This is a genomic window from Leucobacter sp. G161, assembly GCF_001482305.1.
Taxonomy (GTDB): Bacteria; Actinomycetota; Actinomycetes; order Actinomycetales; family Microbacteriaceae; genus Leucobacter.
In genome coordinates this window covers 131,654-153,368 of the sequence record NZ_LOHP01000046.1, presented here as the reverse complement: position 1 = coordinate 153,368, position 21,715 = coordinate 131,654, and the positions used below count along the sequence as shown (strand labels likewise).

Sequence of the window (21,715 nt, the reverse complement as noted above, 5' to 3'; positions counted from 1 at the left end):
CGTACAGTCTTGGGCGTCGCTCGGGATGCGCGCGCGGCGCGCATCGGGTAAGCTATTGAGGTTTGTGCTCGCGCCCCGCGCGCGGGCGGAACATCACCGCGCGCCGGAACGGCCGGCGAGGCGGGAGAACGAGTGCACACGCATTCGTTCGGCGAAAGGAAACAATCATGGCAAAAGCCAAGAAGGTTACCGGTCTGATCAAGCTTCAGATCGCAGCCGGCGCCGCCAACCCGGCACCCCCCGTGGGTCCTGCGCTGGGTCAGCACGGCGTCAACATCATGGAATTCTGCAAGGCGTACAACGCGGCCACCGAGTCGCAGCGTGGCAACGTGGTTCCTGTTGAGATCACTGTCTACGAGGATCGCTCGTTCACCTTCATCCTGAAGACCCCGCCGGCGGCGGAGCTCCTCAAGAAGGCTGCTGGCGTCCAGAAGGGCTCCGGCACCCCGCACACCGTTAAGGTTGCGAAGGTTACCGCTGAGCAGGTTCGTCAGATCGCCGAGCAGAAGCAGGCTGACCTGAACGCGAACGACATCGACGCAGCAGCGAAGATCATCGCGGGCACCGCTCGCTCCATGGGCATCACGGTCGAGTAAGGGTACGAACATGGCACAGAAGTCGAAGGCGTACCGCGCCGCTGCCGAGAAGATTCAGGCAGACAAGTTCTACACTCCCGCAGAGGCAATCGCCCTTGCGAAGGAGACCGGTTCGGCAAAGACCGACTCGACCGTTGAGGTTGCAGTCCGTCTTGGCGTGGACCCCCGTAAGGCCGATCAGATGGTTCGCGGCACCGTGAACCTCCCCCACGGCACCGGCAAGACCGCTCGCGTCATCGTGTTCGCGAACGGTGCAGCAGCTGAAGCAGCTATTGCTGCCGGCGCTGACGAGGTCGGCGGCGACGAGCTCATCGAGAAGGTGGCCGCTGGCTACACCGATTTCGATTCGGCTGTCGCGACCCCCGAGCTCATGGGCAAGGTCGGTCGTCTCGGTAAGGTACTTGGCCCCCGCGGCCTCATGCCGAACCCGAAGACCGGCACCGTCACGATGGACACCGCTAAGGCTGTCACCGACATCAAGGGCGGCAAGATCGAGTTCCGCGTCGACAAGCACTCCAACGTGCACTTCATTGTTGGCAAGGCTTCGTTCACCGAAGAGCAGCTCAACGACAACATCACGTCGGTTCTCGACGAGATCATCCGCCTGAAGCCGTCATCGGCAAAGGGCAAGTACGTGCTCAAGGGCGCTGTCTCGACCACCTTCGGTCCTGGCATTCCGCTCGACGTTTCCGGCATGTAAGTTCCGCGAAACGGAGCTTCGTGCTCTGAGTAGTAGGCCCCCTCCGCGTGCGCGGTGGGGGCCTATTACATTGCTGGTCGATGTCCTGCAGCTTGCCATCGCATAGACACTTCGCAGGCTTGTAGGCGAGTTATGCACAAAGTCGTGCCCGATGGGCAGGCCTCCGCGTGTTCTGCGTAGGATAGTTCTATGTCTGTCGCTCATCTCTTTGCCCGCGCTGGTGCGCGTGTGGTGAAGTTGCGCGATGAGTGAGCAGCAGCATCTTCGACCGCCCGGGATCCCGGGCTTTTCGTACATGCGCCCATTGGGCTCCGGCGGCTTCGCCCAGGTGCACCTGTACGAGCAGGATATGCCGCGCCGATCGGTCGCCGTAAAAGTGCTTGAGGCTGGGCACGGTGGCCCCGATGCCGCGCGACTTCGCGAGGTATTCGAGGGCGAGGCAGACGTGATGGCGCGGCTGTCGAGTCACCCTTCGATTGTCACGATCTACCAGGCCAGTATTTCGCTCGACGGTTCGCCCTACATCGCGATGGAGTACTGCCCTGCCTCGATGGGGGCGCTGACCAAAGGCTCGCCCGCGCAGTTGTCCGATGTGCTCGACGCCGGTGTTCGCATCGCAGGCGCGCTCGAAACAGCGCACCGCGCAGGTGTGCTGCACCGTGACATCAAGCCGTCGAACGTGTTGCTGACGACGCTCGGCCGGCCCGTGCTTGCCGACTTCGGTATTGCCTACGTCACCAAGCGCGGCCAGCCCGAGGAAGCGGAGGTCGCCATGTCGATCCCGTGGTCGGCACCTGAGGTGCTCGGCCTGAGTGTCAGCGGATCGGTGGCGACTGAAGTGTGGTCGCTCGGCGCGACGCTGTATACGTTTGCGGCCGGCCGCTCGCCGTTTGAGCTTCCAGATCGTGCCTTGAACACGCGATCGAAACTTGCGGATCGCATCACCAAAGCCGTGTACACGCCGGTCCCGGGGGCGCAGGGGTATGGGCGCTTCGACGAGGTCATCGCGAGGGCGCTGCAGCGATCTCCCGGTGACCGGTACGCGTCAATGCTTGAGTTCGGCGAGGCACTGCAGGGCCTGCAACGCGCTTACGGCTTTGAGGTGACGCCGCTCGAGATTGTTGCGGAGGCGTGGCTGCCACGTGTGGAGCAGATTCCCGCGGGAACTCGCGGCCCCGTGGTGAGTTCCGTTGGCCAGCCGTCCCGCGCTGAGGCGCGTGCGCGTGCGCTCGCCGAGCAACGCGGCACAGACCGTGACGGACTGGTGCACGACCGGGCGCCGCTATCGGCACTCACTGCCGGGCTCATTGGGGCCGGTATTGGTGTCGCAGTGACCGCGACGGTCGGTGCTGTTCTGTGGGCGACGGTTGGCGGCGGACTATGAACCGCCACCCCACCGGGCAACGATCACGGCTGACAGGGCGCGCACGGGGCTGGATCGCGGGGATCGCGACGGTTGCGGTTGTTGTCACGGTCGCTGTGGTCTCGAGCGGCTTCGACTCCCGTGAGACGCCACGTGCCGAGCCAAGCGTGTGGGTCGCGCGCGATGCCGGCCAGTACGCCAGGGTGAACACCCAGACGGGCGAGATCGATACCGTCCGAAAGGTGAGCGAGCCGAGCGGCGTCGTGCAGCGCGGTGCCGACAGTATTGTCCTGAGCCACGGCAACGGGCAGGCATGGCCGGTGGATGCGGCGAGCCCGAAGGACCTGTCTGACGACGCCAGCGGCGTCGACGAGACCGAACGCATTCCCGCTCCGACTGGCGATGAGACTCGGGCAGCGCTTCCAGCGGTCGAGGGTGCTGAAGCCGCGGCGCTGCCAGACGGGACGCGCGACGTCCTGGGCGCGGGCGACCACCTGCTTGTGCGCACTGAGAGCGGCCGCGTGTACGTCGGGGAGAGCGTCGGGTCGCTGCAGTTGATCGATCCGCTCGCATCGGGCGATACGGAGGCCGGAGCATTCACGGCTGACGCAGCCGCAATTGATGCTCGGGGCAGGGTCGCGGTGTTCTCGGCTGGCGACGCCACGCTCTGGCGGTACGATGCGTCGGCCGAGCGCTTCGTCGGCTCGGAAGAAACGCTCCCCGAGTCTGCCGCAGGGATTGAGCAACCCGAACTCGCACTTGTGTCGGGCGAATGGGTGCTGCTCGACCCAGCGAAGGGACGGGTCTTCCGCGAGGGTGGCGCCGTGCAGACCGTCGAGTTTGCTGGCTCGCCGAGGCTGCAATGGAGCGGTGACGGCGACGGTGCCGGTGCCGGCGGGGGAACGGCGGCGCTGATTGCTGATACCTCCGGCCTCTGGCGCGTGCCGGCGACGGGCGACCCCGAACGTATCGTTGAGGCCTCGGGCACCCCAGCACGCCCGAGCTTCGCAGAGCGTGTCCGAGTTGCTGCCTGGGTGGACCAAACCGAGGGGATGCTCTGGCGGAGCGGCACCGATACCGCGAGCGCACTTACCCCGTTGACCTTCGACGCGGCGGCGGGGAGCATCGGCGATCCAGAGCCGACGTTCTTTACGAACGGTGAGCGCACCGTGCTCGGAGAGAAGCGCAGTGGAATGCTGTGGACGATTCCCGAGGGACGGCTGATCCCGCTGTCGCAGTGGACCATCTCTGACCCGCCGAAGGAAGACCGAGGCACCGTCGTCGTCGAGGAAGTCACTGAGCAGATCGCGCCGGTTGCGCAGGACGACGCATTCGGCGTGCGCCGAGGTGAACCGTCACAGTTGCAGGTGATGCTCAACGACTACGACGCGAACAAGCGCGATGTGCTCACGATTGTGCCCGAGTCGCTGGGGGAATCTCCGCTCGCAGCGGAGTTCGGCACCATTGAGTTGCTGCCCGACGCCCAGTCACTCATGGTGCGACCCGCTGAGGGCGCAACCGGCTCAGCAACGTTCAGCTATCGGGTGACGGACGGTTCGCTCGAGTCACAGCCGGCGACGGTGACACTCACGGTCGCTGATGACAAGGTGAATACCGCGCCGGAGTGGTGCCCCGTCGCGGGCTGCCAACGCGAGTGGGCGGTGCCAGAGCTCGCTCCCGGCGGCACGCTTGTGTATCCGATCCTTGAGGGATGGGTCGACCCCGAGGGCGACCCGATGTTCCTCGCGGGTGTCGAGATGGTCAGGCCAGAAGATCCCGCACGCGCGATGGTGACAGCGGACGGCAGGCTCGCCGTCAAGCACCTTGATCCGAACGCTGGCGCTTCAGAGGTGATGCTGCGTGTGCTGGTGCGGGATGCGCGTGGCGCCGAGCAATCACGCGACCTACAGGTCTCAGTGCTGCCGAACGCCCTCGCCCGCTTCACCGGAGTCGCGAGCACCGTGCACGTTGGTGAAACGACAGCGCTCGATGTGCTGACTCGAGTGTCGGGAGGATCGGGCTCATTCACCGTGTCAGATGTCACCGTCGTGAGCGGCAGCGATCGGGTGCGCGCAACGGTACGTCCCGCCGAGGGCACCGTTGAGATCACCGCCGCAAGCCCCGGCCAGGCGTTACTCTCTGTCGCCGTCACCGACGTCGGTACCGGAGCTGAACTCACTGGGGTGGCGCGCATCACTGCGACACCCAGCACCGCGCCACTCGCCCTACCGCCGCTGCGCGCGTTTGTGCGACCATCAGCTGACTCGACGGTTGAGATCCTCAACGCCATTCCCGGGGCGTCGTCCCGGGCCCTCGTCGTCTCGAGCGCCACCGTCGTCGACGGCCAGCTCAGGGCCGAAGTCATCGACCACGCGAAGGTGCGGGTCGCTGGCAGCACCGCAGACGGTGGCGCCGGCAGGATCGGGGCCGCCGACATTCGTGTGACCGAGGGCGACGCGCAGGCAACCGGGCGACTGACAGTCTTCCAGGTGCCGGAGTCTGGGCAGGGCGGTGCGGTCGCCGTGGCTGACACAGCGACCGTCCGCGCCGGGGACGTGGTTGATATCCGCGTGCTCGACAACGACGTCTCCGCGCCTGGCGAGCGGCTGGTGCTGCACCCGGAGATCACGGGCTCGGGCGCGAAGGGTGAGCTCGCCTTCGCCTCAGGAAGCACCCTGCGCTATCTCGCCCCGGAGAAGGCCGGCACCTACCAGCTGAGCTACACAACCTACGGGGCTTCTTCGCCGGAGTCCAGCGACACCGGGACGGTCACCGTGCGGGTGCTCCCGAAGGGCGCGAACGCGGATCCTGTTCCCCGGGAGCTGACCGTCCGGCTCGCCCCGGGGGCTGTCGCCGAGGCGCGCGTGCCCCTGTCTGGGGTGGATCCCGACGGCGACCGGGTCCGTCTTTCTGGGGTGACGCAGGGCGACGACTCCCACGTCGCTGCGAGCATCACGGCGGGTGGCAACGCGATCGCCGTGACCGCGAGCGGTGAGGCAGAACCCGGCCTGCACACGGTGAACTATTCCGTGCACGACGGCTTCGGTGGCTCGGGCAGTGCGACGCTTCGGGTCATCATCGCCGAGCAACTCGACACCGGTGCGCCGGTGGTGTCGAGCGATTACGTACGCGTGGTGCTCGGCGCGACGAAGCCGGTCGTGATCTCGCCCCTCGACAACGACGTTGATCCTGCAGGCGGCACGCTCAAGATCCTGAGCGTCGAGCCCAATCTCCCCGGCGGAAAGGCCCATCCGGAGTACGCACGTGCTGCGGCGCGTATCGACCTCTCGGAACTCACTCGCGGACGGATTGCGGTGCAGGCGGGGCCCGAGCCTGGCACGGTCTCGTATAAGTACACCGTGCAGTCACGTGCCTCATCGAGTACCGCAGACGGCCTGATCCTCGTCCAGACCTCGGACAGGGTTGGGACGCAGGCCCCCGCGGTTACCGACACCGTCATGAGTGTGCGCGACCGCGCCGACCTTGCCGGTACCGGCGTTGACGTGGTCACCGACAAGGTGCGATGGGCAGCGGGCGACGTTTCCGCCCTCAAACTCAGCATCTGGGAGGGGGCGAAAGCCGGCTACCAGGTGAAGGGCGGCAGAATCCTGGGGAGCTATAAGCCTGAGGGAGACCTCGTCCCCTTCAAGCTCAGCGGGGCTGACGCCGCTGGCACGGAGGTTTCGAGCTACGGGTTCCTCATCGTGCCACCGCTCGATGAACTCCGGCTCACGCTGCGGCCCGGGCTCGAGCCGCTCACGGTCGATGAGAACAAGTCGGTCGATGCCGATGTTGCCGCGCTCGTGGACACGGGAGCGGGGGATCGTGTTGAGCTCCGCCAGGGGCTGTTGGCGGTCGGGCGGACGGGAGCGACGTGCGAGGCGACGTCGATAGGGAGGATCCGCTACACGGCGGGCGCCGAGGCCCCGTGGTCAGACGTCTGCGTGATCGACGTGCGGCTCGCAGGCCAAAGCACTTGGACATCACTCCCCGTCCCCGTCACCGTCGTGCCACGGCAGCCTGTCGTCGCGCTGGAGTCGCTCACGCGCACGGTGGCGCCTGGCGCGAGCGAGTCGATTGACCTCGCGGATATGGTGCGTTGGGAGGGCAACCGCACGGGGGACCTGTCGAAACTGCGCTTCACGGTCACAGGATCGAGTTCGCAATTCACAGTGACCACCTCCGGCGCGACGGTTTCGGTTGAGGCGCGTGCGGATGCGGTACCGAGTAACCAGCAGCGACTCACGGTTGCGGTCACCGGCGCCGGCGAATCCCAGGCACCGCTCGTGCTGCGAGTCGGCGAGGTGCCGCGGGATACGCCGCGCGGGGCAACCGTTGACCTGCGCTGCACCGTCGGGAGCAGCTGCGCGACCGACGTGATTGGCGCCTCGGGAGAATATGATCCGTTCGCGGGGAAGCGCGGCGGCGGGTTGAAACTCGACACGGTGAACGCTGCATCATGCTCCGTCGCAAACGTGCGCCGCGCGGGTGACCGTGGGGTCGCGGTGAGTTGGCCTGATAATCGTGGACCCGGCGGGCAGTGCACCATTGGCTACACGGTGCGTGACGCGCAGGGCCGCACGGGCGAGGGCAGTATTGAACTCGATGCGCAGGGCGTGCCACGCTCACCGGCGAGTATCACCGCAACCGGCGCGACCGCGAGCAGCGTCACCCTGACAGTGGCGCTCAACCCACAGTCCGCGCACCCCGCGGTGAGTGGGGTTGAGCTGGTGCCGAGCGGTGGCGGGGGAGCGGGCAGCTGCTCGGTGTCCGGCAGCACCGCCACGTGCACGGTGAACGGCCTGACGCCTGGTAAAGCGAACCAGCAATCGTATTTCGCGCGCGCGGTCAATAGCGTTGGAGCCTCGGATCAGACCGCGAACGGTGCGGTGACGTGGGCGTATGCGCCGCCCTCCGCGCCGACGGTCGAAGCGACCCCGATCCGCGACAAGAACAACACCTCCGCTGAGCAGGGCAAGGTGGAACTGCGGATCTCAGGCTCTGACGCAGCTCGCAGGTTCCTGCTGCGTGTCGACGGCGCCGCGCCAGTTGAGGTGGGCCGGAAGAGCGTGCACGTGGTCGAGCCAGGTAAACGCAACTTCTCGGTGATCCCGGAAGACCCGGAGATGCCCCCGGGGTACGCGGGCGGAAGCCAGGGCGCCGCGGGCACCGCCTCCGCGGTCGTCGGCGCTGCGCCACAGGCAGGTTCGGCGACAATCGTGCCCGACAGCTCGGGTGGCGGCTCGGCGACGGTGCAGTTCGACGGCTGGGGGCCAAACTATGCCTCCGCGGTCGAATACAGCTTCGGTTTGGCCCGCGACGGGGCAGGTCGACCCCGATGCTCCCAGGCCTCGCCAGAGTTTGGAGGGCTGACGAGGTTCGCCGAGTACAGCGGCGTGATGTGTGCGAAGAGCGAGTTCGGTTCGACCACTGTGCAGCTCGGCAGCGTGTGGGTGGGCGGGGCGCCGGAGGCGCCGAGCGTGAGCCAGGGGTACCTTGTCGCGCCCGACGCGTCGGGGAGCGGCCGCGTCAGGGAGTACACGCGCCTCGTTGCGCAGCCCGAGCTCTCCGGGACGCACGGATCCGCGCGCCTCTACTTCAGTAACGGCGATGTCGATGCGCTATCGACGGCGCCCATCGGCGGCGGCCTCACGGTGAAGCAGTGCGTTGGCGACCCGAGCGCTGGGCGCTGCTCTGCGGATGTCCCGGTTGGCCCGCGAGATAGCGGCCCGACCGGCGTGCGAATCACGCAGATCGGCGAGTGTGTTCCAGCAACGGGCGACCTCGCCGGCCTGTTCCAGGTCGAGGGAACCGGGCCCAGCGCCCCGAGCTTCACCGTGGACGGGCAGGACCTGCAGCTTGCCTGGCCGAACACGAGCTGGAACCCGGTAACGTTCACAGGAGCGGTCTGTGCATCGCCCTAGCGCGGGAGCGCCGTAGGTGCGATCCACCATCCCCACCCGCACGCACGACCCCGAAGGAAGCAATGAGCCCCGATACCGCAGCCCCGCAGTCCACCGCCTCCGACACGATCACCCCCGAGCAGGCGCTGTGGGTGGCGCAGGTATTCGATGCGTGTGCCGACGCGATCGAACAGGTTGTTCACGGCAAGCGACGTGTCGTCGAGCTGGTGCTCACGAGCGTGCTCGCCGGCGGCCACGTGCTCCTCGAAGACGTGCCCGGTACCGGCAAGACGGCGCTCGCGCGTGCGCTCGGCCAGGTCATTCAGGGGACAAGCTCGCGGATCCAGTTCACGCCAGACCTATTGCCGGGCGACGTGACCGGGGTGTCGGTGTTTGACCAACGCAGCAGCTCGTTCGAGTTTCACGCCGGCCCGATCTTCGCGAACGTTGTGCTCGCCGACGAGCTCAACCGTGCGAGCCCGAAGACGCAGTCAGCGCTGCTCGAGGTGATGGAAGAGGGGCAGGTCACCGTTGACGGTAAAACGCACGAGGTGGGTACCCCGTTCATCGTGATCGCCACACAAAACCCCATCGAGCAGGCCGGCACGTACCGGCTGCCTGAGGCGCAGCTCGATCGCTTCAGCATCAAGACCGCCATCGGCTACCCCGACGATGCGGCCATGCTGCGCATCTTGCAGGGCGCCCGCGCCGACCGGGAACAGATCCGCCCGGTGGTCACGACCGAGATGATCACGCAGGCGCAACAGTTTGCCCGGCGCCCCCACGTGGGGACGGTCGTTGCCGATTATGCGGTCCGCATCGTTGAGGCGACGCGCAGGGCGAGCGAGGTTCGGTTGGGCGCGAGCGTGCGCGGTGCCGTCGCGCTCGTCCGTATGGCCTCGGCGTGGGCGACCGCGCACGGCAGGCATTTCGTGACCCCGGATGACGTGCGCGACCTCGCCCTCGTGACCCTGGCCCACCGGCTGGTGCTCGAGCCAGAGGCCGAGTTCGACGGTGTCACGCCCGAAGACATCATCGGGCGGATCCTGCTTGATATTCCCTTGCCCAAGGAGAACGGCGCGGCGTGAACACCGATACCTCCCGAGCCCCCGACCGGGGCGGGTGGAGCCGAACGCAGACGCACGGCACCACCCGGTTCGGGGAGCACACCACGCGCGGCCAGACAGCGGGGCCTGTCTCGCAGGCGTCACGTCGCTCGCGCGCTCGCCGGTGGTGGCGGCGGACCAGGACGCGGGCGCGCAGTGCGGCAAGTCGTGCCACACAGACCGTCACCCCCGCGGGCTGGCTGGCGCTGGCCGCGACAGTGCTCGGCGCGGCGCTCGGCATCGGCTACGGGTGGATCGAAGCCTGGTTCATTGCGCTGGTCTTTGGGCTGCTGCTGGTGATTGCGCTGCCGTTTCTGCTTGGGAACCGCGCCTACCTCGTGCGGATCTCCGTCGATCGGATCCGCGTTGTGGCGGGGTCTGCCGTGGACGTTCATGTGCATATTGAGAACTCGAGCAGGCGCCCTGCGCTGCCGGCTAGGGCAGAGCTGCCGGTCGGCGATGCACTGCGCGAGGTTGCCGTACCGTTTATCGCTGGCCGCGGCACGGCGGATCTGCCCGTCGCGGTCGATGCGGCCAAGCGCGGCGTGATCGAAGTCGGTCCGTTGACGCTGGCACGCCGCGATCCGCTTGGGCTGCTCCGTCGCGAGGTGACCTGGCGTGACACCCACCTCGTGCGGGTCCACCCTCAGACCGTTGCCCTGCCCCCCGGGTCCGCCGGGATGGTGCGTGACCTCGAGGGGGCGCCGAGCACTCGGATCACCGACTCAGATTTGTCCTTCCACGCGGTGCGCGAGTACCTCCCGGGTGACGCCCTCCGCCACGTCCACTGGAAGTCGACCGCGAAGAGCGGGACGCTCATGGTGCGTCAGTACGAGGAATCGCAGACCGCGCGGGCCGCCGTGCTGTTCGACTCCGATCTCGCCTCATACGCGAGCGAAACGGAGTTCGAGCTCGGGGTGAGTATCGCCGCCTCTGTCTCGCTGCAGGCGGTCAGGGAAGGACGCGAGCGCTTCATCGCCACGGCAGCCGGCTGGTTGCCCGGGCGCACGAAGTCCTCCCCGGACGGGCTCGCGGAGCTGCCGTCACGCACGGTGCAGCATCTCCTCGACGCGTGGGCAGAGCTCACCGCCGTCGAAGAGCCGCCGCCGATCGAATGGCTGGCGAGGAGCCTTGCCGAATCGCGCAGGCCACTTTCCGTCGTGACAATCGTGACCGGCTCAATGCCGGACATCACCCGCCTGCGTCGAACTGTCGCGACATTCCCGACCGATGTCGCGGTCGCAGTGGTGCGCTGTGAGATCCTCGCCGAGCCGGCCGCCCGCCTCGCTGACGGATCCCTGTACTTCACGGCTGGGGCACTCGGTGACCTTCCGCAGCTGCAGATGCGCGGAGGGCTACTGTGAGCCGTCGCCTGGCACGCCAGACCGCCGGGTTTGGGCGCCGCTCGGCCGGAGCCGCGCTGCTCGCTGCGTGCGCGATCCTGCTCGGGGTCGGTGCTGCCTGGCCCATCTATGAGACACCGCAACTCTGGCCCGTCGCAGGCATCGCTGCGGTCAGCGCCTATGCGGTCGTGTGGGCTGGGGCGCGGTGGCGCTGGGGCGCACTCACCCTTGTCGGCCTCGCCGTCGTGCTGCTCGTGTTCGTGGTGCCCGCCGCGGTGCCGCAGACCTTCGACGGGATCGCCGAGTCCGGCGTCGCTGTGGTGTTGCGGGGCTACGGCGATGGCATTGCGGCGATCGCGCTCGGCTGGAAGCAGCTCCTCACCCTCACGCTGCCCGTCGGCACGTATCAAACAGTGCTCGTGCCGTTCGCTGTGCTCGTGTTCACCGTCGTTGCGACCGCGACCGCCCTGGCGCTGCGCGGATCGCGCGCCGCCGTGGTCGCCTCACTTCCGCTGCTCGCGCCGGTCGTGTTCGGCACAGTGTTCGGATCCTCCGCCGTGAGCGATCCCCGTGTCCTCGGGCCTGTCACCCTGACCGCGCCGCGGGAGCTTGCCCTCTGGGCGGCAGCGTTCGGGGCGACGGCCGTGTGGATGGGGTGGACGGCTGGGAGGGATCGTCGAGCCGCGCTACGGCGAGGCCGAGCCGCCCGTGCGGCTACCTCGACCGACCCGACGGGACGCGGAGCGGTACGCCGAAACGCGCTCGCGCGCGGCGGGGCCGCGCTGCTCGTTGTTGCCGTTGCAGCAACCACAGGAATGATTGTCGCGCCGACGCTCGCGGGGAACACCCGCGTGGTGCCGCGCGACAGCATCGACCCCGAAGTTGTCGTTCGCGAACAGGTCAGCCCACTCGCCGACTACCGGCAATGGAAACGCGACGATGCCCTGGACAGTGACCTGTTTACGGTGCAATCGACGGGAACGCTCCCCGCGCGGCTGCGACTGGCGGTGCTCGACGGATACGACGGCGTTGATTTCTTCGTGGGTGAGCCGGCCGGCGCCGGCCGCTTTACCCGGTTCCCCAGTGGCCCCAACGTGACAGCTCCCACCGACCTCAGCGTCACCATCGGCTCCGGCTACTCGGGGGTGTGGGTGCCGATTGCAGCGCCGCTTGCCGCTCCGCCGGCCTTCGCCGGTCCGCGTGCCGCCGCGCTGGCCGACAGCTTCTACGTCAACCGTGAGACGGGAGCCGCTGTCGCCGTTCCCACCGCGAGCGGGCTGCGGGCCGCAGACGCCTTCACCGCAACCGTCAGCGCCGCAACGGATCCGGTGCTCGACGCCGAGCCTGCGAGTGAACGCCCACTGCTGGAAGCTGACGTGCTGCCACAGCTTGAGCGTTGGCTCGAACTGCAAGGTGTCGCCCCGTCTGCCAGCGGGCTTGCCACCGCGATCGACCGCCTCCGGGCGCGCGGCTACCTCAGTCACTCCCTCACCGACGGCGAGGGAGAGCGGGCCTGGCTGACCGAGCTCGGCGAGGACGCGCCGGCCCGATTCGTATCGAGCCCAGGCGGCCACTCGATCGCACGGATCGAACAGCTCTTCACTCAGCTCATCGAGCAGCAGGACGCAGCGGGTGATCGCGCCGGTGACGATGAACTTGTCGCAGCGATCGGCGACGATGAGCAGTTCGCCGCCGCCGCTGCCCTCGTCGCGCGCGCCCTCGGATTCGACTCCCGGGTGGTTGTCGGCGTCCGTCTCGGCGATGAAGCGGCAGGCGTGCCCGGTATCCCCGCGTGCAGCACGCGGTGCGAGGGCCAACACGTGTCCGCGTGGATCGAGGCACGCGGCGCTGACGGGGTGTGGGCACCGATCGACGTCTCACCTCAGATCGCCGTGCCCCCGCTGCTCGTCGAAAAGGGCGAGCAGCTCCCCGAATTCCCGACCACTCCGGAAGAACGCGACGCAAGCGAGAGCGATCCGCCAGTCGGATCCTCGAACGAGGACGGGAGCGACCGGGAAGAACCCGAGCCCGAGCGAGAGTCGCGCCTGTGGCCCGTGCTGCGGGTCGTCGGGCTCGGCGCGGCTGCGCTCGCGCTGCTCGCACTCGCAGCCCTATTCATTCCGCTCGTGAAACGCGCGCGGCGTGCGGCACGCAACCGGCAGGAGCTGCCGGAGCTGCGCGCGCTTGGCGCATGGCAGGAGCTGCTCGACGGATACGCCGATTCCGGTGCGAACGTCCCGGCTGCTGGAAGCCGAACCGACGTCGCACTCGCACTGCAACCGGCCGGCCTGAGCACTGAACGTGGCGTGTGGATCGCCACCACTGTCGATCAGGCAGTGTACGCTCGCGAGGGGGTCTCTTCTGAGACCGTCGACCACCTGTGGAAGGTGGTACGAGTGCAGCTGAGTGAGCGGGACGAACAGGTGGGGTTCTTGGGGAGGCTGCGATCCCGCTATTGGCTCGGCTCGTTCGCTCGAGCCATCCCGAGGAATATCCGATCCACAACCCGAGCCCGAACCAGAGGAGCCCGCTCATGAACAGCGTCGAGCTTGATTTCGCGACGCTGAGTGACGTGGGGCGAAAACGGCAAGTGAATGAGGACTCGGTCCTCGCCGCAACTCCCTGCTTTCTGGTCGCAGACGGGATGGGCGGGCACGAAGCCGGTGACCTCGCGAGTCGGGCCGCGCTCGCCGCATTTGCTGACGGCATTGTGGCTGGACGCCCCACGAGTGTCCCTGCGGCGGGCGAAACCCTGAACGCGGCTCGGATTGCGGTCGCCGAGGTGGCTGCCGGCCGGGAACGGGGAGCCGGGTGCACACTGTCCGGGGCCATGCTCGTCGAACACGAGGGTGAGCTGCACTGGCTCGTGCTGAACATCGGTGACTCTCGCGTGTACATGCACCGCGGCTCCGAGCTGCAGCAGATTACCGTCGATCACTCGCTTGCCGAAGAGACGCGCCGGAGCGACGCGGGAGCCCCGCTCCCACCCCGCAACATCATCACTCGTGCGCTTGGCTCGAGCGATTCGACGGCAGACTCATGGCTGCTCCCGGTCGAGACGGGCACCCGACTGCTCGTGTGCTCGGACGGGCTGACAACCGAGCTTGAGGACGAGGAGATCCGTGCAGTGCTCACTATGGGTGGGCGAGCAGACGCGGTCGCCGCGGAGCTTGTGCAGCGCGCTAACGATGCGGGTGGCCGCGACAATATCACCGTGATCGTGGTCGACATCATTGGTTGGAGGCCGTACCTGGCACGTCGGCTCAGCGACCGGAGCACACGGCGTCACCGATTCGGACAAGACGATCACGGCGACCAGGCCGCGGCGAAACCCGCCTGCACAGCACGCGTCGGGGGTGAGCGAGTGAGCACGGGCGACGAACCGATGGGGGACGTTGAGGACACGGCGACCGCGCCAGGCCCCGGCAGGGCTACGCAGCCCGGCGCTGCGGTGCCTGAACCACTCGATGAACTGTCGCCCGAGCTGCGTGCGCAACTGTTCAAGCGCCCCATCGACTCCCGGCTCCGGGCGCCCGCCTCGCCGTTCCCCGTCTCCGAGGATGCGCGCCCGCGTGAGGGCGTGCGATCCAGCATCCCGGTCATGTACGGACGGCGCACGGAGAATACGGGGGAGCTCCGCCGCGGATCGGTCTCCGCGCAGTCAATTGGTGACCCTCCTGCGGGCTACGAACTCCCGGTGGCTGCACGAACCGAACTGCCGTCGATCGCGAGCATGAACCGCAGGTTCGGGCTCATCGCGTTCGTGGGTGGGGTTGGTGTCTCCGCCGTTGCCGTCGCCGGTGTGTGGTGGATCGTCGGGCAGCTGCTGCCGTAGCCCGTTCACGGAAGCGTTGTGCGCAAGGTAGCGTTATCTGCATCAGGAGATTGCTGGTAGAGGCGAGGAGCACATGTCCGACGGTTTAGGATTCCCAGGATTTAGCGGGGCCATCATTGCCATCTTTGGTATCTGGTCGCTCGTCGGTGTGGCGGTCTACGTATGGTACTTGTGGGCGCTCGCCCGCCTGTTCCCGCTGATTGGGCTCCCAGCCGTGCACGGATGGATCCCCGTCTGGAACCAATGGCGGCTTATCGAGCGCGCCGGCCTTCCCGGATGGACCGCCATCTTCTCGGTCATCCCTGGGCTGTCGATCATCACCTACGTGATGTCGATTCTCACGATGCATCGCATCAACCGCGAACACGGCGAGACCACCGGGATGACGGTGCTCGGGGCGCTGCTTCCGCCCCTGTGGGCGACACTTCTCGGCAGTCGCGTGCAGGACGGCGGCTACGGCGCGGTTCCGGGCGGCGCCGGGCTCGTCGAGTACGGGGCGGACGGCCAGGTCTATCCGCTGCTGCAGCCAACGCAGCAGGTCTCTGCGCCTACGCAGGGCAGCTTTACGATGCCACCAGTGCCGGGGTTGCGGCCCGCAGCACCCGGCTCGGAGGAGCCGCAGGTTCGCCCCTCGGCACCTGCATCGTCAATCGAGCACCAGGCCCCGATCGCTCCGGACAGCGATGAAGCAGCGGCTCCAGCAGTGCCGGCGGTCCCGGCAATGCCGGGCGCAGTGAGCCCCGGGATTGCGGCCCCGGCCCCGCTGCCCCAGAACAACCCGTGGGGATTTGGGAAGACCACCGAGGGCAACTTCTTGCGACTTGCTGGGGAGGAACTCCCCGCACGGGAAACTTCCTTCGGGAATGGGCAGGATCTGCGGCCGTTCTCCTGGCCACAGCCCGCACCTGCCGCGGCGCCTGCGCCCGCTGTCCAGCCCGTCCCCGTTGCTCAGCCCGCGCCCGTTGCTCAGTCCGCCCCCGTTGCGGAAGAACCGGAGCCCACCGCGGCACCGGAGCAGGTCGCGGCACCGGATCACGTCACAGCACCGGATCACGTCGCAGCACCGGATCCTCTCGTCACCGCTGAGCCCGAGCCTGCGCGGGAGTCGCAGCCTGAACCCGTTGTCGTGCCCGTGCCCGTTGCCATTCCCGCCGTAGCGCCAGTGCAAGACGCCGAGGTCGTCGCCCCGGTTCGGCCCGCGCCGAAGGTCGTCTCAACACCGGTCGCGCGCCCGGCGCCCGCCACAGACACCTCGCCCGTGGACGACGATTTTGACCGCACGGTCGTCGTTTCGCGCCGCACTCATTGGGTGCTCGAGCTGCCCGACGGGCAGACACACGAACTCCTGTCAGACGACATCGTGCTGGGGCGGAAGCCTGTCGCGGTCGACGAATCAGACGTGCTCGTGGTTCATGACGCGACCCGCACGCTCTCGAAGTCACACGCGCGGTTGCGTCGCGCAGGTGACGTCTGGACGGTCGAGGATCTGCAGTCAACGAATGGCGTCTTCGTCTATGACGCTTTCGGTCAGCAGACGGAGCTCACGCCTGGGGAACAGGTCGAGATCGTGGAGTATCTCACGATTGGAACACTCGAAGCGCGACTGCGTATCTCGGAGTAAATCCACCCGATATATCTCAGGGCGACTCCGAGACCGTTTCGGAATCGTGACCTAGATTGTTTGCGCTCTTCCACTAAATCAGTAACATTGCACTGACGGGGCCTGCGAGCGTCGCGACCTATGACCAATGACGGTCCTTGTGGCGCAGCACGCATCTCCCGCTCAATATTCAATGATGAATGATTGGAAGGAATCGTCAATGATTTCACGTTCTAACTCACGTGTGCGGAGACTGGCGACGTTCGGTGCGATTGCGGCCACGGCTGCACTGGTGCTGACCGGATGCTCTGGTGGGCTCGCGGGTGGTGACGGCGGTGGATCGAGCGATGGCCCGATCAAACTCGGCATGCTCGCCCCATTCTCCGGTTCTGAGGCCGCCTTCGGCGACTACATGAAGTTCGGTGCGCAGCTCGCCATCGACGAGATCAACGCCGAGGGCGGGGTCGATGGCCGCGACCTCGAGCTCGTCACCGAAGACGACGGCTGCGACGCAACTCAGGCGGTCTCGGCCGCAAACAAGCTCGTGAGCGCCGGCGTGCACGGCTCCGTCGGTGGCTACTGCTCGGGTGCGACTCTCCCGACCCTCCCGGTGTTCGAGGGAGCAGGGGTGCCGATGGTCATCCCCGCAGCGAACTCGACCAAGCTTGTTGACCAGGGGGCGTTTCTCATCAACGGCACCGGCACCCAGCAGGCCGCCGCCGCGATCGCATACGCCGAGAAGCTCGGTTCCAAGAACGTCGTCCTCATCGACGACAACACCGACTACTCCGTCGACCTCGCGAACTCGTTCGAAGAGCAGGCCGGCAGCCTGAACATCGTGAAGCGCGAGTCGGTCAACCCCGACGAGAAGGACTTCGCGGCGAACATCAACAGTGTGCTCGGGGTGAGCCCGGACTTCATCTACTGGACCGGCTACTACCAGGCCGGCGGGCTGCTCATCGACCAGCTGCGTGCCTCCGGGTACGACGGCGTCGTGCTCGTGGGTGACGGTTCCGTGGATGCACAGCTCGCGGCGATCGCGGGGCCCGCGATCGACAACGTCTTCGGCACCTTCACGCGCACCCCAGACATGCTCGAGGGCGGCGACAAGTGGGTCGCGGCCTACACTGAGCTCGCGAAGGCCGACCCCGGCCCCTACTCGATGCAGACCTACGAGGCAGTCAAGGTCATCGCAGCCGCAATGGAAGAGGCTGGCGGCACCGACGCCGAAGCGGTGAACGGGGCACTCGCAGGCATGAAGGGCTTCCCGCTCCTGTCAGGCGACCTGACCTTCGCAGCCGACGGCTCGCGCGAGGGTGGCGGATTCGTCATCGTCTCGCCCACCGGCGAGAAGGGCGCGTTCATCCTTTCCGACGACCTGTCCTAGGGGCCCAGCGGTGATCGGCTGAGGGTCCAGCTCAGCCGATCACCCTCCCCTCCAACCCCTCCTCAACGTCGCAGAGAGGTTCACCTGTGTTCCAACTCATTTGGAACGGGCTCTTCGTTGGCTCGTTCTACGCTCTCGTCGCCCTCGGTTACAGCATGGTCTACGGCATCATTAAGCTGCTGAACTTTGCTCACGGCGATCTCTACATGCTCGGTTCATTCCTCGCATTCGTCGTCCTCGGCGGATTCACGGGGCTGTTCGGCCTCGGCTCAATCCCTGTCCTCCTCCTCGTGCTGCTGATTACGATGCTGCTCACGGGCGGCATTGGGGTCGCCATCGAGCGGATCGCCTACCGGCCACTCCGCACGAGCCCACGCCTCGCGGCACTCATTACCGCTGTCGGGGTTTCGTTCACCCTCGAGTATGCGGTGCGCCAGATCTTCGGCGCGAGCCCGCTCGTGTTCCCGATCCGCCTCCAGGGGGAACCGCTCGAGATCTTGGGTGCGCGCGTCACCATGCCGCAGATCGTCCTTATGTTCGTCGCTGCGATCCTCATGTTCGGGCTGCAGCGCTACGTTATGCACTCACGAGAGGGCCGCGCGATGCGCGCGATCGCCCTCGACCAGAAAGCTGCCCTGCTCATGGGCGTCAACGTGAACCGCGTCATCTCGCGCACGTTCTTCATCGGCTCGGCGCTCGCAGGCGCCGCGGGGGTGATGGCCGCTGCGTACTACGGCACCATCGACTTCCTCATGGGGTTCGTGATCGGGTTGAAGGCGTTCACCGCAGCCGTGATTGGCGGCATCGGCAACCTCTACGGGGCCATGCTCGGCGGGATCGTGCTCGGCCTGCTTGAGTCATTTGGCACGTCGTGGTTCGGCGGCCAATGGCGCGATGTCTTCGCGTTCGGCTTCCTCATTCTGTTCCTCGTGTTCCGCCCCACCGGCTTGCTCGGTGAGCGCGTGGTTGAAAGGGTGTGATCCACATGGCAAAGACATCGGTTCCGCGCCTCGTGGCGCCCAAGCCGTTCATCCAGCGGCCAGCGCCAATAACCGGGCTGCTCGCCCCTGAGCGGTTCATGAAGATCGTCGGTGCGGTGCTGTTTATCGCGGCCCTCGCGCTGCCCTTCATCACGGCAACGCCGTACCTCATCTCGATCCTCACATCGGCGATGATCTACATCGTGCTCGCGATGGGCCTCAACGTCGTCGTTGGGTACGCCGGGCTCCTGGACCTCGGCTACATCGCCTTCATGGCGGTTGGGGCATATACGAGTGGCATCCTCACCACCCAGTTTGGGCTGTCGATGCTCGAGACGATCCCGTTCGTGGTCATCGCCTGCATCATCGCGGGCATCGTCATCGGCGGGCCGACACTGCGGCTACGCTCCGACTATCTCGCGATCGTCACCCTCGGCTTCGGCGAGATCATCCGCATCACCGCGAACAACCTGAAGATCACCGGCGGCCCCTCGGGCATCCACGGCATCCCCACCTGGTCCTTCTTCGGATGGTCGTTCGCGGACGGCCTCGAGATCGGCGGCATCCACTTCGGGCCGAAGATCCTCTTCTACTACTTCGTGCTCATCGTCGGCATCGGCCTCGCGGTTGTCGCCGTCGCCCGGCTCGGCAAGGGCAAGCTCGGCCGGGCCTGGAAATCCGTGCGCGACGACGAGGACGTCAGCGAAGCGATGGGCATCAACGGCTATACGACGAAGCTCGCCGCGTACATCATCGGAGCGGTGTGGGGCGGCTTCGCTGGCACCCTCATGGCCGGGCATCTGTCGGCGATCTCGCCGAACAGTTTCGAGTTCCTCTACTCCGCGCTCGTGCTCATGGCCGTCGTCCTCGGCGGCATGGGATCCACACCGGGCGTCATCATCGGTGCGCTGTTCGTGTCGCTCGCTCCGGAGTTCCTCCGGGAGTTCTCCGAATGGCGCTTCCTGTTGTTCGGTGTGCTCCTTGTCGTCGCCATGATCTTCAGGCCACAGGGCATCTGGCCGGCGAACGCCGTGCTGCCGTTCCTGAAGAAGCGTGAGATCCCCGAGATCCCGCCGACGGCGACTGTCGGAGTGGTGGGCGTCGACGACGACTACGCCGGTGAGGTGCACGACGATGCCGATCCGCACACTGCAGCAGAACCGGATCAGGAGGGAACGCGATGACCACCACCCAGACACCGGCACCCGTTGCCGGGCAGAGCACGGCCCCGACTGATTCGCGGCCCGTGCTCCTCGAAGTGCAAGACCTCGCGGTCTCCTTCGGCGGAATTAAGGCCGTCGCCGGGCTGAGCTTCTCGGTGCACGAGGGAGAGAGCGTGTCCGTCATTGGGCCCAACGGTGCCGGGAAGACGAGTGCGTTTAACTGCATCTCCGGCTTCTACCGCCCGAACGAGGGAACGGTCGTGTTTGACGGCGAGCCCGTGACCCGGCGCAAGCCGTCGTACATTACGACGCGCGGGATGGCGCGCACCTTCCAGAACGTGCGACTGTTCTCGGACATGAGCGTGCTCGAAAACGTGAAAACCGGAATGCACTCGCACCTCGGGCAAAACGTCTTCGACGCAATGCTGCACACGCCGCGCTACAAGCGCAGCGAGGCGCAGTGCACCGAGGATGCGCGTGGCTGGCTCGACTTTGTCGGCTTCCGGGCCGACGACGAGCTACTCGTCACGCAGCTCCCCTACGGTGAGCAGCGTCGGGTCGAGATCGCCAGGGCGCTTGCCACACAGCCCAAGCTGCTGTTGCTCGACGAGCCGGGAGCAGGCCTCAACCACAACGAGAAGAACGAGCTGATGGGGCTCATCCGCAGGATCCGCGACATCGGGGTGAGCATTGTGCTCATCGAACATGACATGGGCCTCGTGATGGAGATCTCCGAGCGCGTCGTCGTGCTGAACTACGGGAAAGAGATTGCAGACGGTACCCCCGAGCAGGTTAAGAACAACCCGCTGGTTATCGCCGCATACCTCGGAGAGGAAGAGGAATGAGCACGCTCGTACTCGAGAATGTTGAGCTGTACTACAACCGGGTGCACGCGCTGCGGAACCTCAGCCTGGAAGTCAACGAGGGCGAGATCGTGTCGCTGCTCGGCAACAACGGCGCCGGCAAGACCTCGACGCTGTCGATGATCTCCGGCCTCGTGCGGGCGAAGAGTGGCAGCGTCACCTGGGGTGACATGGACCTCGCGAAGCTGCAGCCGTGGGATATGGTCGGTGCCGGCCTGCTGCACATTCCCGAAGGACGTCGCATTTTTTCGACGATGACGGTCCACGAGAACCTGCTGCTCGGCGGGTATCTGGTGAAGGACCAGAAGCTCATCGCGTCCCGAGCCGACCACGCCTACGAGCTCATGCCGAGACTCGCCGAGCGGCGCGATCAGCAGGGAGGCACGCTGTCGGGCGGCGAGCAGCAGATGCTTGCCCTCGGGCGCGCGCTCGTTGGCGGGCCGAAGCTCCTCCTCCTCGACGAGCCCTCGATGGGGCTCGCACCGCTCATCGTGAAACAGGTGATGGACATCATCCGGGCGGTGAACCAGGAAGGCACGACCGTGTTGCTCGTTGAACAGAACGCAAAAGCGGCGCTGAAGATCGCCGACCGGGCCTACGTGCTCGAATCGGGGCGCGTGACACTGCAGGGGCCGGCATCGGAGCTTGCGGAGGATCCCCGCGTTATCGAGGCGTACCTCGGAGCGTAGCGCTGGGTCGGCCTAGCGCTTAGCGCGGGGCCGACCCAGGGCCGCGGGGCAGAAATGCTATCGATCGCTGACAGTTTCTTCCGCACGTGCCTACTCTCGAGGCAGCGCGGCGAGCCTAGTAGGACGTGCTGCCGGCTATTCAACCCCGTGTAATCCTTGCCGAGCCTCGTGGGGCACTGGTAGGGCT

At 66.7% G+C, this 21,715-nt stretch carries 14 protein-coding genes; all 14 read left to right on the top strand.

Annotation, left to right across the window (positions count from 1 at the left end):
- The first annotated feature begins 167 nt into the window (after positions 1-167).
- The 14 genes from rplK to AUL38_RS04385 all read left to right on the top strand — a co-directional run bounded on the left by rplK (position 168) and on the right by AUL38_RS04385 (position 21,528).
- Positions 168-596, top strand: coding sequence for a 50S ribosomal protein L11 (rplK, locus tag AUL38_RS04450; RefSeq protein ID WP_059059477.1), 429 nt, complete (start codon positions 168-170; stop codon positions 594-596).
- Between the two features lie 10 nt (positions 597-606).
- Positions 607-1,296 (top strand): 50S ribosomal protein L1, encoded by a 690-nt coding sequence (rplA, locus tag AUL38_RS04445; protein ID WP_059059476.1) that lies wholly within the window; start codon positions 607-609, stop codon positions 1,294-1,296.
- A 244-nt stretch (positions 1,297-1,540) separates the two neighbouring features.
- A complete protein-coding gene (locus AUL38_RS04440; protein ID WP_059059475.1) occupies positions 1,541-2,680 on the top strand; it encodes a serine/threonine-protein kinase in 1,140 nt (379 codons plus the stop codon).
- Positions 2,677-8,583 carry an Ig-like domain-containing protein gene (locus AUL38_RS04435; RefSeq protein ID WP_161937405.1) on the top strand — a complete coding sequence of 1,969 codons (5,907 nt, stop codon included), beginning with the start codon at positions 2,677-2,679 and terminating at the stop codon, positions 8,581-8,583. The genes AUL38_RS04440 and AUL38_RS04435 overlap by 4 nt, the downstream gene beginning before the upstream one ends.
- A 62-nt stretch (positions 8,584-8,645) precedes the next feature.
- Positions 8,646-9,650, top strand: a complete 1,005-nt coding sequence (locus AUL38_RS04430; protein WP_059059474.1) for a MoxR family ATPase — start codon at positions 8,646-8,648, stop codon at positions 9,648-9,650.
- Positions 9,647-11,032, top strand: coding sequence for a DUF58 domain-containing protein (locus tag AUL38_RS04425; protein WP_059059473.1), 1,386 nt, complete (start codon positions 9,647-9,649; stop codon positions 11,030-11,032). Before AUL38_RS04430 ends, AUL38_RS04425 begins: the two co-directional genes overlap by 4 nt.
- Positions 11,029-13,548, top strand: a complete 2,520-nt coding sequence (locus AUL38_RS04420) for a transglutaminase domain-containing protein (RefSeq protein ID WP_153006461.1) — start codon at positions 11,029-11,031, stop codon at positions 13,546-13,548. Before AUL38_RS04425 ends, AUL38_RS04420 begins: the two co-directional genes overlap by 4 nt.
- Positions 13,545-14,846, top strand: a complete 1,302-nt coding sequence (locus tag AUL38_RS04415; RefSeq protein ID WP_059059472.1) for a PP2C family serine/threonine-protein phosphatase — start codon at positions 13,545-13,547, stop codon at positions 14,844-14,846. The genes AUL38_RS04420 and AUL38_RS04415 overlap by 4 nt, the downstream gene beginning before the upstream one ends.
- A gap of 73 nt (positions 14,847-14,919) precedes the next feature.
- Positions 14,920-16,467 (top strand): FHA domain-containing protein, encoded by a 1,548-nt coding sequence (locus AUL38_RS04410; RefSeq protein ID WP_059059471.1) that lies wholly within the window; start codon positions 14,920-14,922, stop codon positions 16,465-16,467.
- Between the two features lie 199 nt (positions 16,468-16,666).
- Positions 16,667-17,833 (top strand): branched-chain amino acid ABC transporter substrate-binding protein, encoded by a 1,167-nt coding sequence (locus AUL38_RS04405; RefSeq protein ID WP_059059470.1) that lies wholly within the window; start codon positions 16,667-16,669, stop codon positions 17,831-17,833.
- An 86-nt stretch (positions 17,834-17,919) separates the two neighbouring features.
- A complete protein-coding gene (locus AUL38_RS04400; RefSeq protein WP_059059469.1) occupies positions 17,920-18,813 on the top strand; it encodes a branched-chain amino acid ABC transporter permease in 894 nt (297 codons plus the stop codon).
- A 5-nt stretch (positions 18,814-18,818) separates the two neighbouring features.
- Positions 18,819-19,997 (top strand): branched-chain amino acid ABC transporter permease, encoded by a 1,179-nt coding sequence (locus AUL38_RS04395; protein WP_083506577.1) that lies wholly within the window; start codon positions 18,819-18,821, stop codon positions 19,995-19,997.
- Complete coding sequence (locus AUL38_RS04390; protein ID WP_083506576.1) at positions 19,994-20,821, top strand: ABC transporter ATP-binding protein; 828 nt, start codon at positions 19,994-19,996, stop codon at positions 20,819-20,821. The genes AUL38_RS04395 and AUL38_RS04390 overlap by 4 nt, the downstream gene beginning before the upstream one ends.
- Entirely contained in the window at positions 20,818-21,528 is a 711-nt protein-coding gene (locus AUL38_RS04385; protein WP_059059468.1) for an ABC transporter ATP-binding protein, read from the top strand. The genes AUL38_RS04390 and AUL38_RS04385 overlap by 4 nt, the downstream gene beginning before the upstream one ends.
- The last annotated feature ends 187 nt before the right edge of the window (positions 21,529-21,715 follow it).

Excerpts from the sequence above, each read along its gene's own strand:
- rplK (WP_059059477.1), top strand. The coding sequence starts at position 168 with ATGGCAAAAGCCAAGAAGGTTACCGGTCTGATCAAGCTTCAGATCGCA.
- rplA (WP_059059476.1), top strand. The coding sequence starts at position 607 with ATGGCACAGAAGTCGAAGGCGTACCGCGCCGCTGCCGAGAAGATTCAG.
- AUL38_RS04440 (WP_059059475.1), top strand. The coding sequence starts at position 1,541 with ATGAGTGAGCAGCAGCATCTTCGACCGCCCGGGATCCCGGGCTTTTCG.
- AUL38_RS04435 (WP_161937405.1), top strand. The coding sequence starts at position 2,677 with ATGAACCGCCACCCCACCGGGCAACGATCACGGCTGACAGGGCGCGCA.
- AUL38_RS04430 (WP_059059474.1), top strand. The coding sequence starts at position 8,646 with ATGAGCCCCGATACCGCAGCCCCGCAGTCCACCGCCTCCGACACGATC.
- AUL38_RS04415 (WP_059059472.1), top strand. The coding sequence starts at position 13,545 with ATGAACAGCGTCGAGCTTGATTTCGCGACGCTGAGTGACGTGGGGCGA.
- AUL38_RS04410 (WP_059059471.1), top strand. The coding sequence starts at position 14,920 with ATGTCCGACGGTTTAGGATTCCCAGGATTTAGCGGGGCCATCATTGCC.
- AUL38_RS04405 (WP_059059470.1), top strand. The coding sequence starts at position 16,667 with ATGATTTCACGTTCTAACTCACGTGTGCGGAGACTGGCGACGTTCGGT.
- AUL38_RS04395 (WP_083506577.1), top strand. The coding sequence starts at position 18,819 with ATGGCAAAGACATCGGTTCCGCGCCTCGTGGCGCCCAAGCCGTTCATC.
- AUL38_RS04390 (WP_083506576.1), top strand. The coding sequence starts at position 19,994 with ATGACCACCACCCAGACACCGGCACCCGTTGCCGGGCAGAGCACGGCC.
- AUL38_RS04385 (WP_059059468.1), top strand. The coding sequence starts at position 20,818 with ATGAGCACGCTCGTACTCGAGAATGTTGAGCTGTACTACAACCGGGTG.